This window comes from Chryseobacterium sp. GVT01B (assembly GCF_019970045.1).
Lineage (GTDB): Bacteria > Bacteroidota > Bacteroidia > Flavobacteriales > Weeksellaceae > Chryseobacterium.
The window spans coordinates 74,511-91,428 of record NZ_JAHXYI010000013.1 but is presented as its reverse complement, the minus strand read 5'-3'; the positions used below and the strand labels follow the sequence as shown (position 1 = coordinate 91,428).

At 34.5% G+C, this 16,918-nt stretch carries 10 protein-coding genes and 1 pseudogene; 2 read left to right on the top strand and 9 right to left on the bottom strand.

What is annotated here, in order from left to right; genetic code table 11:
- The 5 genes from LC457_RS23185 to LC457_RS23165 all read right to left on the bottom strand — a co-directional run.
- Window positions 1-1,643: DUF6443 domain-containing protein (locus tag LC457_RS23185; RefSeq protein WP_223601906.1), on the bottom strand; the 1,643-nt coding region annotated here is incomplete at its 3' end.
- Between the two features lie 5 nt (window positions 1,644-1,648).
- On the bottom strand, window positions 1,649-5,104 hold the full coding sequence (locus LC457_RS23180) for a hypothetical protein (RefSeq protein ID WP_209785005.1): 3,456 nt from the start codon (window positions 5,102-5,104) through the stop codon (window positions 1,649-1,651).
- Window positions 5,105-5,106: 2 nt separating this feature from the next.
- Window positions 5,107-6,657, bottom strand: coding sequence for a T9SS type A sorting domain-containing protein (locus LC457_RS23175; protein WP_209785006.1), 1,551 nt, complete (start codon window positions 6,655-6,657; stop codon window positions 5,107-5,109).
- Window positions 6,658-7,659: 1,002 nt separating this feature from the next.
- Window positions 7,660-7,872, bottom strand: coding sequence for an alpha-ketoglutarate-dependent dioxygenase AlkB (locus LC457_RS23170; protein WP_223601905.1), 213 nt, complete (start codon window positions 7,870-7,872; stop codon window positions 7,660-7,662).
- 312 nt (window positions 7,873-8,184) lie between these two features.
- Entirely contained in the window at window positions 8,185-8,781 is a 597-nt protein-coding gene (locus tag LC457_RS23165; protein ID WP_209785007.1) for a Crp/Fnr family transcriptional regulator, read from the bottom strand.
- A 481-nt stretch (window positions 8,782-9,262) separates the two neighbouring features.
- On the opposite strand from LC457_RS23165, the gene LC457_RS23160 reads away from it, so the two are divergent.
- Entirely contained in the window at window positions 9,263-9,811 is a 549-nt protein-coding gene (locus LC457_RS23160; RefSeq protein WP_209785008.1) for a hypothetical protein, read from the top strand.
- 179 nt (window positions 9,812-9,990) lie between these two features.
- Here LC457_RS23160 and LC457_RS23550 read toward each other — a convergent pair.
- From LC457_RS23550 to LC457_RS23150, 3 genes and pseudogenes are all read right to left on the bottom strand, one after another.
- A pseudogene (locus tag LC457_RS23550) lies at window positions 9,991-10,265 on the bottom strand (IS481 family transposase); the annotation flags it as partial.
- 98 nt (window positions 10,266-10,363) lie between these two features.
- On the bottom strand, window positions 10,364-11,452 hold the full coding sequence (locus LC457_RS23155) for a DUF3667 domain-containing protein (RefSeq protein ID WP_209785009.1): 1,089 nt from the start codon (window positions 11,450-11,452) through the stop codon (window positions 10,364-10,366).
- A 150-nt stretch (window positions 11,453-11,602) separates the two neighbouring features.
- Complete coding sequence (locus LC457_RS23150) at window positions 11,603-13,549, bottom strand: M1 family metallopeptidase (protein WP_209785010.1); 1,947 nt, start codon at window positions 13,547-13,549, stop codon at window positions 11,603-11,605.
- A 905-nt stretch (window positions 13,550-14,454) separates the two neighbouring features.
- Between LC457_RS23150 and LC457_RS23145 the strand changes: the two genes are divergently transcribed.
- Window positions 14,455-14,709: a hypothetical protein gene (locus LC457_RS23145; RefSeq protein ID WP_209785011.1), complete on the top strand. Its 255-nt coding sequence runs from the start codon at window positions 14,455-14,457 to the stop codon at window positions 14,707-14,709.
- Window positions 14,710-14,801: 92 nt separating this feature from the next.
- Here LC457_RS23145 and LC457_RS23140 read toward each other — a convergent pair whose 3' ends face one another.
- Window positions 14,802-16,907, bottom strand: a complete 2,106-nt coding sequence (locus LC457_RS23140) for a type IA DNA topoisomerase (RefSeq protein ID WP_209785012.1) — start codon at window positions 16,905-16,907, stop codon at window positions 14,802-14,804.
- Between the last annotated feature and the right edge of the window lie 11 nt (window positions 16,908-16,918).

The following is a 16,918-nucleotide window of genomic DNA, read 5'->3' as shown; positions in this document are numbered from 1 at the left end:
TTAGAAGGATCATTGATCCTGGTCATCCAGCCTCTGATATTATACTTATAATCCATCTGCTGCAAAGGGGAATCCGCAGCAATCCCTCCCACTTTCTTGGATTCAACCTGAGAAAGTTCATTGTATTTATTCTGCGTAAGATATTCAACAGCATTATTATCTACCTGATGTTTATGAACCAGTAACCTGTTCTGACTGTCATATTCAAAATTTTCTGTAATAACCCTTTCAACATCGGTATCTAAACGCTTATGTCTGGTAACAGTCATTTTAGGCGTGCCTGAAAAATCAAGCTGACTTTCTGTTCCTGTATATCCTCCCAAATGGTTTACAGAATGAGTTCCTACTGCTCTTCCCCGGAAATCATAATAGAAATACGTTTTGGTCCAGTTATCATCCTCTACATTCTTTACATAAGAAGCCGTTGGCATTCCCTGGGTACTCACACTGCTCGCTGCATTAATCACAGGCTGGTCTAAAATAACAGAAGGTGGAAACTTCTTAGTATCACGAGGATAATTGTCATAATAATTAATGCTCAGAATAGTCTGGGAATCTGATAGAAAATTGTTCGTATAGTATACCATAATCCCAGGCCTGTTAAAACCGGTAGCTGTCTGCTCTTCTACAATATTCTGACTGCCGAGCTGGTTCTGCATCGTTTCACGGTCTCCACCAGATATAATCCCGGTGTAGGCAACACGTCCAAATTTGTCGTACTTGGTAAAAAGCCACTGACCTTTTCCTTCCATAACAGTATCACGAGTCAAAATTAGACGGTCTTGTTTGTCATACACCATATATTCCCAGCCTTTCCCAGGAAGCTTCTTTTGCGCAAGCCTGCCACGGCCGTCATAACGGTATTGGTAGCAAAGCTCATTAAGTAACGAATCCGTCATAGACACAGATACACCTTTTGGTGGTATAACAAAGGCTAACTGGTCATATTCATTATAAACATAATATGTATCTGCATTCAATGTTGGGCTGATGACCTTTCTTACCAGTATCACCTGACCTTTTCCATTTTTAAACTCCTGGGTCTCATTGCCGTCTTCATCCTTTACCGTATTCTTATACAGCTGCCCCGAAGGATAAGCAATAGCAGAAGCGGGGTCAAAAATGCTCTTGGTTGTTCCCTGATACCAGCTGGAAGAGATAAGATAATGGTAAACTTCGCCAGTTCCATTGGTCCCGTATTCATATTTTACAGGTTTGCCTGACCAGGCGGTTCCTACCTGAACCTGTTCCTGAATACGGTTTAAAGGAGAGCTTTCAAGTCTTTTCTCGGAATAAATCTTTTCATTCCCATAAATATCGGGATTAACAGCATTGGACAGAGGGGAAGCATAAATACCCCCATTTAAGGTCCCGCTCTGAGGGACAGGAAGATAATCATTTACCTGTCTCCCAAACGCATCATATTCAAATTTTGTTACAACATCCTTACCTGTAGGAGAAGCTTTTATATTAATTGATTGCTTAGGTCTTGAAAGTCCGTCAAAGTATTGGACACTTTCTGTTACTTTTAAGTTCGTATGGTCAAGATAGGTTTTAGTATAGATATAGTTCTCTGCCGGTGAAAGCTGACCTTGCAGTGAGCCAGCCACCAGGATTCCTATTGGAATTATGAGTTTCTTCATCAGTTTTAGTTTTTAAAATGGTATTGGTATTCTTTTAAGGTCTTATAGGATACGTTACCCGCTGCATCCCTGGTCTCCTGCTTTATCTCTTTAATTCTGTTTTCCGTATCATAAAAATAGAGTTCCTTTAATCCTGAAGGCTGTATGATACTTCTGACTCCTACCAAAGGATCATAAGTATAAGTCGTAATCAGCGCTCCAGGTACTGCCGTTTTCCTAAAAGTATCTAAAGCACTCAACAAAGTAGATTCATCATTATTCAATCCTGCTGATGCATCCATATTCGATGCATTGACAATAGTATCAATTAACGACTGCTGGATATCTGACTTTCTCACGCCTTCCAATTTGGCAATGGGCTGCGTTTTGTTGTAACCCCAGATAATCGTAACAGGGGTACCTTCTTTCAAGGTATACTCCTCCAGATTTCCTTTACTGTCATATCTATCATACTTTATCTTGGTTTCCATAACGTTGGTCAGGGTATTCAATCCAGTAACAGCATCAGGAAAAAGACTTGTGGTAGAGGGATCATAAATAACCTCTGTCTTGGCAACCGCTTTCTCTGCAACCACAGTATTTAGCTTTTGAGTTACGCCTGTTTCCAATGGAATACTGATCATATTGGCATTGATTAGTTTCTGGTTATTCTTCTCCGTTGCATACAGGTAATTGGTCTTTGTTACACTGCCATCAGCAAGAAGCTGTGTAGACAATGAAGGATAATCAAAAGAATTATACGTACTGTTTGTTGTGCTCGTTACCGAACTCTGGACTCCATTCTTATAAAAATAAGACGTCTCAACTTTCTTCGATGGTAAGGTGATACCATATTTTGTAAAATATTTGTAAGGGGTAGCTAAAATGACCTGAGGAAAATATTGCTGAAAGGCACTATAGTATTTATACTTGTATCTTTCAGGATTAATATTATTATAAAAATTATCCTTTGCCTTTACTCCTTCAAGTTTTTCAAATACGTAGCTCGCATATTCATTATTAACTTCTGAAAGTATCTTACCATCCATATCGTATTTTTTCTCAAAAACCATCTGTCCTCTAAGGTAATCATGATTCGTAATCGGCAAAATAGGCATGCTTGGTACAAACATTTCCGGGTTAGGAAAATCAATAGGTGATCTGAATTTATAAACCGTTTTACCGTTATCCGTAATGCTGTTATTACTGCCTCTCACAATCTGCTTTAAGGTTACATACTGATATCCAACATCTGAACCCTGTGTTTTTTCAGATGGAATGATATTGAAATTGGTGGTTGTATCAGATGTACAGCTATAATTTAAATAGCCATCGGAAAGAGATGGGTGATACTCATATGTAATTCCTTCTTCATATCTGAAAACAGGTTCCGGGAAAACTAAAGCTCCACTGCTTTTTTGAGGATCATTAATATCAGTATAATCATATATAAATTCCTTTGCCGGATTTGTCGAAACAGGATTATCAAAATATTTAATATTATTAACCCTTAATCCACCTCCTTTTTTGGTCAGGTAACTTGTAAAGTAATGCTCTTTCGTAGTCGCTGTATAATTGTATGAGACAGGCATCTGTGTATATCCATAACTCCCTGTGAATGATGCATAATAAGTGCCGGGTTGCAGATCCACTTCTCCATCAAACTCGGTAATTGGCTGTGAGTTCTCACCGGGATTATGGCTTGGACACTGTACATTACCATTATTTAAGCAAGACTGCCATGACATTTCCCAAAAATGTAATGAAGGAGAATAGGTGTTACTTCCGGTTTTTTGGTAAATATCAAATCTCCAGTTTGAGTATATTAAACTTCCCAGATCAAGATGCAGTTTTACCTTCTGCGGTGAAAGTATCGTAAAAAATTCTTTTTTCTGCGAGGGGCTAAATGAAGGGATATCCAATGTAAAAGTACTAACTGAATCCACCCATTCTCCTGAAATAGGCTCCATTGGCTGATTAAACCCGGCAGCATGGCTATAAATATTTTCTCCAAAATCAAAAACTACTTTGCCTTTGGTTGGATAAGTAATAGAGTTGATAACATCTTGAGTAATGTAAGTCGGTTTATAAGGTTCTGGTCCTTTGTAGTATCCCCAATTGTCTTTTCCAAAAGTTTTATCAAAACTATTATAAGCAATATTATATTCATTCAAGTTATTTCCTAAACTCGATTTTGTGATTTTTTTCAGCAAAAGTTTTTGCAAAAAACCCTGAGGAGAGGGAGGGTTATAAAAGGATGTGTTTGAATAATCGTAATCAAAAGAATACTTATCGACATATTGGCTATTACTTTGTCCTGTAATATTGCTTTGAATTGATTTTAATTTATACAAATTAGAGGCGTTCAGATAATTAGAATCGGTTCTTCCTTTCTCGTAGAAAAAGTTTACTGTTCCTTTATCTGTTATTACAATACTGGTCAGAAGTTTTGTGTTAGCAGTATTATATACAGTTTGGGCCTCTATAGCTCCAGGCATTTGAGGATCGGGATTCATTGTTGTGTTAGAATAGCTGTATGTAATATTTCCCGCTAGTCTGTTTGTTCTTGTTTCCGGATCTTTATACTCTACTTGCGAAGCCTGATCATAGTTAAATGTAAGTAATACATTACTGCTTGGATCTTTAACTTTTTCCAAATGAAATGCTGTAAAATATATTCCTCCACCAAGATTAGTGGCTATATCACTGGAACCATTAAGCAATCCCACTTTTACAGTAGATACATTTTTTGAAGAAGTTTCCATTCCCCGAAATAAATATTGATTCCCTTTATCGTCTGTAATGGTAATGGTCTGCACCTCACCTCCTGAATCATGGGTACTTGTAATTTTTAAATTATTCCGATCCAGCTTCTCAGCTATAAAATTACCATTAGGATCTTTCTTAATGATAAATCTTCCTGAATAACCCATAAAATTATACTGATACAGATCATATTCAGTGTCATATGTACCAATTCCCACATAAAATGCATATTCGTTGATATTCCAGTTGGTAAGCTGGTCAAATATCAATTTGTAGGTCGGGTTATTTTCATGTCTATAGATTCCATATTTTACTGCAGGAGGAGAAGACATAAAAGTAGATTCTATTTTGCCATCAGCAACTCCTCCCCTTACTGTTCTTGTAATGGTTCCTCCTGCTAACAAATTCCAACCAAGCCCTGTTTCTCCAGCTTTATCATCTGGTTTTGCACTTAATGGATGGTATTTTAACTGGACATTTAGATTAACGTTAGAGTTACTTGTTGGAATATTAAAAAGAGGAATACTGATATCTGGAATTCCTGTATAATAACTTACCGGCACTTCTTCAAACTTCATTAAATTATTTGAAGTAGGAGCTGCTGGAAATATTTTATTAATATTATCTACATCTTTATTAAAATCATTACCTGTTTGTGCATTTAACTGACAATAAATATTTGACAGAATAGCTACAGTTAATATTTTTCTTTTCATGGTTATTTTTTTATCAGTTTAGCATTCGCTGTTTTATTGGTATCAGTTTTTATTGTCACCAGATAAGCTCCCTGAATAAGTGCCTGAGTATTAATCTTGGTTACTCTATTCTTTGTTTTAATACTCTGAAGCTGTCTTCCGCTCATGTCATACAGCAGAATATCAGCCTCTTTAAAATCAAAACCAATTTCTACATAGGCATAATCTGATACTGGGTTTGGATAAATCTTGATATCATACTTCTCGATTAACTGATCCACCTGCTTGTCTCCAAGTTTTACTATCTTCCAATTTTCTTTCCCCAATTCTTCTGCACTGGTTCCTGCCAGAATAATCGAACCATCTCTGTTCAGCTTTAAATCAGAAAGTCTTTCTTCTTTTTGTCTGGATTCTCCTTTGACATGTTTTCTCCACTGCTCAGTACCATTCTGATCTAAATACAGCATCCAGAAAGTTTCATCATCGGTTTCTATTCTTCCTTCTGCCTGGGTATAGCCTCCCAATAAAATTCCTTTGGAAGATTTATCATCTGCTGAATGAATTACATTCATGCCCATCAGGATATCACGATTCCCAAAATTGTAGGATTTCTGCCACTGCTCTTCACCTCTTTCATTTAATGATATGAGCCAAAGGTCTGATCCTTCTTCGAGGCCTGCCGTTTTATTCCCTGATCTTTCTGACCTGGATTCTCCACCAATGATAAAGCCAGTTGAAGTTAATGCCAAGGTTCTCAAATGATCATCTCCTTTCCCTCCAAAATTCTTTTCCCATTCTACCCTTCCGTTTTTGTCAAGCTTCACAATCCAGTAGTCTCCCTCACCAAAGTTTTCAGTTTTCTTTGTTCCTCCCAGTGAACTTCTGGAATAAATTCCAAGCAATGCTCCGCCATCTTTCGTTGGAATCATCTTCTCTACTTCATCCAAACCTTTCCCTCCTAAGATTATTTGGGATAGCTCTTTTCCATCTTTATCCAGCCGAGTAATGAAGACATCTTTGGAACCATATCCTTTTGAGCCATTCTGTATATTTCCGGCAACAAAAAATCCAAGGTCTGTTGTCTGTATAACAGCTCTTGCTTCTTCATCAGAAGAACTGCCTAATGTTTTCTGCCATAATTCATCACCGAATTCATTGATCCGGATCAGCCAGATATCAGATCCTCCCTTAGAATCATCTTTCTTATCCAAACCTTTCCCTGAATAAGAAGTACCTGCTAACAAACTTCCACCATCCTGTGTAGTAACAGTTGCTGACAAATAATCATGATTAGATCCTGAGAAATACTTTTCCCAGACTTCTTCTCCCTGTTGGTTTAGCTTTACCAGATGAAAATCGTAACCGTTATTTTGCTTCTGGCCGCCAGCCGCTTGTGACTGACTTTTAGACCGTATAGAACTTCCTGTGATAAGATACTGCTGATCAATAGTTGTGGTAATCTGGCTTAAAAAATCCTGGGTAGAGGATTTGATATCTTTCTGCCATACCACCTCTTGGGCAGAAGTGCCCAGAAAAGCGCATAAGGTAAGCGCTCCGAGATAGATTTTTCTCATTCCCGTATTGTTGCTTTTTTTTGAGTTAGTGATTAGTTTTATTAAAACGTTGCAAATTTAACATTTTTTAAGAAACGACAAATATTTACATTTATTATAATTAAAATATCCACAATTAGCTTCATACCATATAATTTATATTTATTTCACAAAAATATATTGCTTAAACGACAAAACATTTCGTTTAAAAAATATTCAACTTCCTTAGCAAGTATAAATTATCTTTGTAGCTATTATCTATATTACAAAATACAGGGATGTAGAATACCACATCTAAATTCTTTTTAACTGAGTTTTTTATTTTTGTCAGTATTATCTATTTTTTTTCAATTTAGCTTATGAAACCATCTCCTGAATTTGAAGTTCGATACGTAAAGAAGTTCTTTATCATACTTTTTTAAGAGATCTGCCGGATGAAGAATTGAAGCCAATTAAAAATTATTCAATTTCTAATTATAGCCAGTTGAAAAGCTATTGACGTTTCAACGCTGGCAACCGGAAGCTATCTTCTTTCAGCAAAAACTAAAAATGGAGAAATCCTGCGTCATACATTTATCAAAAAATAAATGTAATGTAAAGAATTTTAAGAGATAACAATTCAACTGATATTGTATTACTTTAGAAAACAAGCTTTTCTTAGAGCAATAATTTTATAATACAAGTAACAAACAAGGCCTGAACGTTAAAATTCGTTAATTTCATCTACTATATAATAATTATTTGTGAGATTTGTTATGAACATAAAATATATTAGTATGAAAAATTTAAAAAAGCTTAAAAAATCAGAATTAAAAACAATCGTTGGCGGATCAGATTGTACCAGACTATGTTTTATCAATGATAAACTAACATGCGTTCCGTACAGTTCATGTGGTGGCCCTAGACTTGAGCCATAAAAAAATTAATAGCCTGTTTTTCAAATACGTATTTCTATAATATTTTCAACACTCTAGTAAACTTCTGAAAAACAGGTTATCTTATACAAAAAACATCTACATACACCTAAGAATCAAGAACTAATCTAAATGTCAGATTAATCCGCTCTTTCATGGGCACTATAGATTTAGCAATCCGATGCTCCCAGTTCTCCTGCAAATAACCTTTCATAATGAGTAGCGAACCATGCGGAAGCGGTAAGCTGTACTTGCTTGCATGATGGTCTTTTTTCCTGAAATCAAAGTTTCTGGTTTGCCCAAGGCTGATAGAGGCAATCACAGGCCGTTTACCATACTGGCTCTTTCCTTGTCTCTATGCCAGGCAACAGAATCATTATGGTTTCTGTAAAGATTCAGCAAGACTCCATTAAACTGAATACCATTTTATCATACATCTTCTGGGTACGCTGTTCCCATGGAGCGGTACTGAGCAGTGTATCTTTTAACCGGTCGGCTTCCTCCTTACTTAGAAAATGTTCCCTGAATAAAAAAAAGACCATCTCATACGAGACAGCCTTTTTTTATATTCCAAATATCTGGTTAACAGAATTATCTTTTATTCAACATGAAATATTATTATTGTAAAAATACTTTAATATAAAATCGTTCGTCCATCAAGCCTAAGAACATTATCTTCCGCCATCTTTTTAATGGTGCGTATTACTGTTTCGACCCGTAAACCCGTTAAATTGGCAATTTGCTGTCTGGTGAGCGGAACTGGATAAGAATAAGGGGTTTGTTTTAATGAACTTCCTTTATAATAATCCATTAACGATTTTATTTTCGACATCGGATCAATGGCTGAATTATTAAACAGCATTACATATTTGTAGAAAAGACGATCTGAAAGATAACGGAAAATCGTAAACATCAATTCCGTATTTGTACTCAGCATACTCAGAAAATTGGATTTTGGTAATTTCAGGATCCTGCAGTCAGTTTTTGCAACAGCATTCATGGGATAGTTTTTATTCCCAAACAGTAAAGATTCTCCAAAGCTTTGACCCTCCGAGAGGATATTCAGAGTAAACTCCTTTCCATCCTCATGGTAATTATTCAGTTCTACTGTCCCCTTAACAATCTGGAAATAATAATAGGGAATACCTCCCATTTCATAAATAAATTCCTTTGCGGGATAATCCTCGTAAACTGCTCCATTTTCGAGCAAAAGACTTTCATCGATGATCATATTATCTATATTTTATTATGGTTCCGAATGAATATCTCAGTAAAAATTGGCAATATCTTTACGTACAAATTTTAGACCATCCACATGTAAAGATGATCCTCAACTTCTTGTTCCAGCAAGCAAGTACACACCTATTCTCAACTTTAAAACTACTAGTGACCATGAAAATATAGTAGCAGAAAGAGTAAATAGTATTTTGAAATACGAATTTAGATTGGTTGATATTTTAAATATTTTAAGAACCTATTAAAGTGATTGATCAATCAATTTATTTTACAATAATTTAATACCTCTTTTTTCCTAAAATTAAAATATCCAAATTGAGATGCACATGGCTTTAAAATTAACTTTCATATATCAGATATAGCATAAATTATATAGTTTTAATCCTATAGTAAAATCTATATAAAACTATACTTATTTTATTTTTTGTTTAAGATTAGCAACTTAAATTTACAATACTAAACAAAAAATAAAAACTATGAAATCATTTTTAATTTCTTTCGCGATAATATTTTCGAATATTGTACTATGTCAAACTGGAAATGTGGGTGTTAATACCCAAACCCCTACAAGAAACCTTGATGTCAATGGTAATGTAAGAATACGAGTAATTCCCAGTTCTACTTCTTCTAGTGACAACTATATGGTAACAGATACTGATGGAAATGTTTTTTCAAGGGCAGGTAATGTACTAAAAGTAACTACACTTGCAGCAAATGGTACAACAAATATGTCTACCTATACTCCTGCACAGTTATTCGATTTTTATTTTGTAGATAAAACACATACAATAACACTCCCTCCTCCAACTTCTTCATTTAGAGGTAAATTAGTACGCTTTTATTTATATGGAGGAGTTAATCCTAATCTTATTTTAGATGGTGTCTCTTCCCTTAATAGTGGAACAACTGTGCCTTCAAATTGGGTTTACAATAATACGGTGCTTACAATTACTGGAAACAATAACAGATTCAGATTTATAGACCTGATATGCGATGGCGGTTCATGGTATGTTGATAATAGATAAAAATCAATAGTTGAGATATTTATAGTTTATAAATATAAATTGATCACTAAGAATAAGATCATATGTAATAGCTATGACTTGATTTGACAGTTATCCAATATTGTCCTTACTTCCAAAAGTAAGGATTTTTTGTTATTCCAAAAGCATTTCAAACATTTCATTTCTCTTTTGTCATAAGTTTTACTATCCAAAAACGTCTGCATTGATGTTTTACCATAACAATGTTTTCCAGTATGTATTTCTTCATTGTTATAATATAGCAGCCAGCGGTTTAGGCCAGTTGCAGTTCCTCAATGCTCCTATAAATTTTTTTCTGAAAGTTGTGGCATAAAACTCTCCCTGTATCGTCCTATAGAAAGGTTCAAAGATACCCAGTGGTTTGGGAACTTTTAGCTTTAGTTTTCGGGTGATCAATATCTTCAATTGCTAAATACTGCTCTCTTATTCCACAATATTAAGTACCTTTAATAAGGTTTTCAACGACTGGAAGTGCAAAAAAGAAAGATTGATAAGCACATTGAGAGGTTGGATTAAAATTAATTAGATTAGAAACTAGTGAAGTGTAAGAAAGCTTAAGTATATCAATATCATAAACATCAGCATCAACCCAATAGAGTTTATAATAAATAATAAAGAACCTTTCAATATACTTGTTCTTTTTTTTGTTTCATATACCCTGTAGTGTGATAAAAATAAATACACCGTCATATAGATTGCAAGTGCTAAGCATACTAAACTATACAATAAGGTAAATAAATTATTGCCTGGTAAAAAACTGGTAATCTTTTCTCCTATAATAAGTATCAACACATCCAGTAACAGGAATGAGAAATAGTGAAGAGTGAAAATCCCATGATCAAAGTACCACCATTTTTTTTTGTTGTGAAACAGCCATAAAAAGAATGTGAATATGGGAAGATATACAAAAAGTGCTTTAGGAACCGTATGAATAAGATTTTCTTTATATTTTTTCCATATCTGATGTTTAGTGAATCCCTCTCCCATTAATTCAAATATTTTTTTTGAAACTGGTCTCATTACTGTATAAATTCCTGTTTTATCTTTGGCAAGAATAGAATCATACTGTTCTATTGAATAAGCATCCATGACAGATGCTTCTTTGGTATCAGATGTGCCGTCAAAAAAATCTTTTTTTTCTTCAATATCTTTTATCTTTAACGTGTCCAGCGCTTTTTGAGTGATAGTGGTATCTTTACGAGTCTGAGCTTCTTCTTTTTGCACCTCTTGTGAGATACCTATTGAGAGTTCTCTCTGCTCTACTTTTATTTGTAGATGCGGACTGGATTTTTTTGCTTCCTCCTTGGCATGTGGTAAAATATTGGGAAGGAAGAATGTAATGAAACTTATAAAAATATATAATTTTACAGGTGCTACATATAACTGCCTTTTACCTTCCAAATATTCTTTAGTAAGTATTCCCGGACGCGTAAACAGATATTGTATGGTTTTCCAGAATTGTCCGTCATAATGTGTAAAATCCTCAATAAAATGAGTAAAGAGAAAATGAAAAGATTGTCTGTTTTCAATATTTTCTTGACCGCAGTGAGGGCAAAATCTTTCTTCAACTTGATGTCCGCAATTCAGACAGGTTCTATTGTCTCTTAATTTTTTGTCTTCCATAAATTATGTACAGGATTAACATAAATATTCAATCAAATTAGGTGATAATACTTAATAAACTGCTGAGTTTTATCTCGTAATCTTGAGCTTTAATGATTAAGTTGATGATTATAAATAGAAATGTTAATAGATTAAAATGGCTGGGCTTAATTATTTTCTAACACTTTGCTGATTAGAGTTCCATATATTGTTCTTAGGATTAATATCAGGAATTTGATCAGCAGGATCTAATTTAACCTCTTTTATTTCTTTATCTGAATTAACTTTAACTGTCCATTTTGTATTCTTCTTCCAAACTTCAATAGGAATTTTAAAAATTTGTATATTTCCCGTTTTAAATTTCACCTGGATTGTCGTTGGCATAGGTAATTGCCCCAGATTTTCAACAGTAATTAAGGCCCCATTCTTAGAGTTGCCATTTATATATTCCACTCTTTGTACAGATTGATCAATCTTCCAGTTGTTAAAAAACCAGCCTCTCCAAAACCAATTAAGTTCCTCACCGGAAACATTTTCCATGGTATGGAAAAAGTCCCATGGTGTAGGGTGTTTAAATGCCCAATATCTTATATAAGCTTTAAATGCTTTATCAAATTTTTCAGGCCCTAAAATTAACTCTCTTAATATTTTCAACCCTATTCCCGGTTTATGATAAGCCAGTATTCCAACATGATCTATATTCATATTATCTTCACCAACCATTATGGGTTCTAGTGTATCATTCATGAGTACAGTACCTGTTTGGGCAATATTTTTCCTTTTATGAGATATTTCCTTATTGAAAGTTTCTGTAAATAAATCAATTAAGTAGGTATTCAATCCCTCATCCATCCATGAAAATAATCTTTCGTTCGAACCTACAGTTATCGGGAACCAATTATGTCCAAATTCATGATTCGTAATATTCTGCAGATCTTCACCCTTAGCACCCCAACTGCAAAATACTATTCCAGGATATTCCATTCCGCCTCTGGTTGCTGCTACATTTGTTGCCGAGGGATAGACATAATCATACCATTTCTGAGAATTATATTCTATAACAGATTTCGTATATTCTACAGACTTTGCCCATCCATCTTTCCCTCCACTTTCTGAAGGGTATGCAGAAACAGCTAAGACTTTTTTACCACTGGATAAATTAATCCTGGCCGCATCTATAACAAATACAGAGGAAGAGGCCCATGCAAAATCTCTGGCATTTTCAATTTTAAATTTCCATGTTTTTGTTCCTGAAGATGTGTTTTTATCAAATTCAGCTTCGGATCGTATGTTAATCGTTTTATCACTATTTTTTGCCTGTTTCCAACGTTTAATCTCTTCTCTGGTATACATTTGTTTTTCATTAAGAAGCTCGCCGGAAGCAACAACATATTGGTCAGCCGGCACAGTAATATTGGCTCTAATACTCCCATACTCTAAATAGAATTCTGAAACCCCGAGATAAGGCAAAGTATTCCAGCCTGACACATCATCATAAACGCATATCCTGGGATACCACTGTCCAATAGCAAATATTTTTCCCTTTGCTGTTTGCTGTACTCCCATTCTGTCTAATCCAAACTTGGGACAAACAAAACTATAATCAATTTTAATATTGGCAATCCCACCATTACCTTTAAGCTGCTTTGACAAATCTATTTGCATTCTTGTATCAGAAATAACATATTCTGCATCTTTACCATCAACTTTTACAGTTTGAATTTTGTATCCCCCACCAGGCTTTTCAATGGGATCCACAGTTTCTGATGGATTTACAGCATAATACCGGGATTCTTTATTGAACACGTTCTGATCCAGCTGAAGCCACAGAAAGTTTAATTGATCAGGACTGTTATTGGTATAAGTAATCTCTGTACTGGCAATGATTTCATTCTTCTCATCATTCAACGTAGCATTTAAGATGTAATCAGCTGAATTCTGCCAGTACGCAGGTCCTGGTTGTCCATCTGCAGAACGCGTTTTAGAACTGATTTGAGGATAAAAAAAAGGCTTAAATGCTTCTGTATAATCATAGATCTTTTTCTTTTGAGCATAAGAAAGTCCAATAAAATTAGTAACTGTAATTATCCAAAAAGTAATTAAAACCTTACTGTACATCTTTTAAATATGGTATTTGATTCAATTGATTTAGATAGCTCATAGTATTCCCATCATAACATCCCAATTGGAATCGGATTTAAAGCAAACCTGTCAACCTCATACTCAATGTATTTTATAAAATCTCTCTATTATATAAAACTTAAACATTATACAATGTTTGGGATATTACTTTTCTATATGTTTTTTTTATCCTTATTTTATATACAATATCATTCCTGAAAAAAAGCGTTAAAATTGTTTTTTTTCCAAGCCAGTTCGTACTCGTATGATATTCCCATCTGTTCGCCATATAGTAATTGGCTTGATTGTTCATTTCTGTGATCATTTGCTGCTTACTCATACCAATATAATGTTGGTACTCATCTTTTTTTTTCATATTTGTCATGTATTTTTTAGCAACTTCATTAATTCAAAAAAAGATTATATCTTTTCAAATGTGGGCTGGCTGCCCTTCCCAACTTCTTTACTAATGCATTTATCTTATCTTAAACACCAAAGCTTTACAAAAATAGGATACCCACTTATCGTAAAAAACAAAAACAATGTAGTTTTATATAGCGTAACATATATGATAATCACTACAGCCAGTAGGATTCACTACAAATAATTAAAATCATATAGATTAACTACTACTATATATTATAAGCTACTAATTGCGATATTGTATTGTAGCTGTAAGCGGACAAATATTCAGTTATCAAAAAGTCTTACAAAGTGGAACTGCTGCTCATCTTCTATTAGATCTATTAACTCTCTTTCATTGTAATAATAAGAGTCCCGCTTTGTCGTTTATGGGAATCCGTAAATATTACAAAAAAGTATATCTTAAATTTGAAGGACAATTATTTAGCATAATTAAAAAGTTAGGTCCATATATTGTAAAATATCTTATAAAGTTTATTATGAAAATAAAATCTATAATACTTCAGAAATTAACGGAAATTGAAGAAGAAATTTTAGAAAATGAAAAACTTTATGAAGACAAGATTATCAATGAAAAAGAATATATAAGAAAACAATTAAAATTATTAGACGAATTAAATTTATATCAAGAAAAATTAGAAAATATTCATTTACAAAGATTTAAAAATATAGTCTATTGGTTGAGAAAGATTCTAAAAATAAAACCAAAGGCAAAAAATAATCGTAGAAAGTAAATTTCAAGTATTGTATTTGAATGTAACGTTAATAACGTTTTAGATGGATGGATTTAAATAAAAATTAGGGAATTGTATTTTATCTAACTAAACTACCTTTTAAATTCAAAAGAAATATTGTAATCATCTTTTAAAACAATACAGGCATTGAACGTTTTACCGTTTTTGCTTTTCATATTTTTAATGAGTGGAGATTTTCCTTCCGTTATTAAAGAAGTAATTTCCTGTATGTTGAGTTGTATACCACATATTGTTCTGAATAACATCCAAGAGCATTGCTCACTTGGACATTGTACGGTTTTATCTTTGATGACAAGATTGGAATGTTGACATTGGGGACATTTGAGCTCAGGACCATTTTCTTGGGGAATGGATAAAGAAAGGAGCTCGTGAGTGATTTCTTTTGTATAGTTTTGGATATTCACCATAAACTGATTGGCATTAAGTTCACCTTTCTCGATTTGGTCCAAAGCCATTTCCCATTCTGCGGTCATCCGGACATCAGCTATTTTTTTGTCTTTGACAAGTTGATATACCTGAAGTCCTTTGTCTGTGGGTTGCAGTGTTTTGTTCTTTCGAATGATATAATTTCTGCTAAGTAAAGTTTCAATGATAGAAGCTCTGGTAGCTGGGGTAGCAATACCAATGTTGGCAAGCGCTTTCTTTTTCTCCTTATTTTCTGTATGTCTGCCTGCATTTTCCATAGCTGATAAAAGATCTGCTTCGGTATACAGTTGAAGAGGCATTGCTGTCTTTTCGAGTAATCTTGTTTCCGAAATTTTAAGTTCATCACCGGTCTTAAATTCGGGAAGTTCAAATAAAGGTTCTTCAATATTATTTATGTTCTCATCGTTATTCCTGTTGTGTTTGCTATAATCTGAAAGAATACCTTGGATAGAACGCCAACCCTTGTTGATAATTGTAGATCCTTTGATATGAAATTCATAGTGATGTACTTTGATGCTAATGTCACTGACCTTTTTTGAGCATGGTTCTGAAAGTGATTCCAGTAACCTGTAGGCAATCATATTATAAATTGATTTTTCTGCAGCATTCAGCGCAGAAGGTATTTTTGTGGTGATCAGCAGCCCATGGTGATCAGTCACTTTAACATTGTTTACTATTCGTTTATTGAAATTGCCGAATTTTAAGCTTGATATAGCAAGTTTGAACTGATCGGTTGTATTGAGAATTCTTAAAAGATCCGGAATGTCTGTCCATAAATCCTCAGGAATATATTTACTTCCGGTTCGAGGATAAGTTATGAACTTTTTTTCATAAAGGTGCTGAGCGGTCTGTAAAACCTCATCTGCTGAAAGTCCGAGTTTTCTGTTGCCCTCTTTTTGAAGTTCGGTAAGATCAAAAAGCAAAGGAGACTGTTCCTGTACCATTTTGATAGAGACATCCTCTACAGTAGCTCTGCCTTGCCGATCAATGGCTTTTATGATTTGCTCAATCTGCTTTTTATCTTCCCATTTTTCTGTAGACAGACTGGTAAAATCCAGATATTCTTTTCGGTGCTTTAACTGAATCTGCCAGTATTTTTGTTTTTTAAAATTTTGATGTTCTAAAAATCTTTCACAGATTATAGCCAATGTCGGAGTCTGAACCCTGCCTAAGGAATAAATTTCTCTACAAGCAGCTATAGTTAAAGCCTGAGTAGCATTGATTCCTATCAGCCAGTCAGCCTCACTTCTCGCCTTGGCCGCGGCATATAAGTTATTGAAAGCTGCACCTGATCGCAGATTTTCAAAGCCTTCTGATATAGCTTTTCCGGTCAATGAACTGATCCAAAGTCTTTCAAATGGTTTATTGCAGTTCAGATAGTCGTAGATATATCTAAAAATAAGTTCACCTTCTCTTCCTGCGTCAGTGGCCACAATAATGCTGCTGCACCGACTGATAACATTCTTTATTACTTTGAGTTGTTTCAGCGCGGAAGGATCTTTCTGATAAGTGTTTGCTTGTTTTATTTTTCTGGAAGTCAATATAAACGGTTGGGGAAAGACGGGTAAAGAGGCTATTTCAAAGCCTCTTACCCCATAATCTTCCGGCATTCCCAGTGATATCAAATGTCCCGATGCCCATGTAATGCAATACCCATTACCCATCAGATAACCGTCCTGTTTGTCGTTGGCTTGTAATAGCTGTGCAATCTCTCTTGCCACACTAGGTTTTTCTGCAATAACTGCTTTCATTTTTGTAGTTT

Bases quoted from the DNA above. Each gene is read 5' to 3' on its own strand.
- LC457_RS23180 (WP_209785005.1), bottom strand. From the start codon at position 5,104: ATGAAAAGAAAAATATTAACTGTAGCTATTCTGTCAAATATTTATTGT.
- LC457_RS23175 (WP_209785006.1), bottom strand. From the start codon at position 6,657: ATGAGAAAAATCTATCTCGGAGCGCTTACCTTATGCGCTTTTCTGGGC.
- LC457_RS23165 (WP_209785007.1), bottom strand. From the start codon at position 8,781: ATGATCATCGATGAAAGTCTTTTGCTCGAAAATGGAGCAGTTTACGAG.
- LC457_RS23160 (WP_209785008.1), top strand. From the start codon at position 9,263: ATGAAATCATTTTTAATTTCTTTCGCGATAATATTTTCGAATATTGTA.
- LC457_RS23155 (WP_209785009.1), bottom strand. From the start codon at position 11,452: ATGGAAGACAAAAAATTAAGAGACAATAGAACCTGTCTGAATTGCGGA.
- LC457_RS23150 (WP_209785010.1), bottom strand. From the start codon at position 13,549: ATGTACAGTAAGGTTTTAATTACTTTTTGGATAATTACAGTTACTAAT.
- LC457_RS23145 (WP_209785011.1), top strand. From the start codon at position 14,455: ATGAAAATAAAATCTATAATACTTCAGAAATTAACGGAAATTGAAGAA.
- LC457_RS23140 (WP_209785012.1), bottom strand. From the start codon at position 16,907: ATGAAAGCAGTTATTGCAGAAAAACCTAGTGTGGCAAGAGAGATTGCA.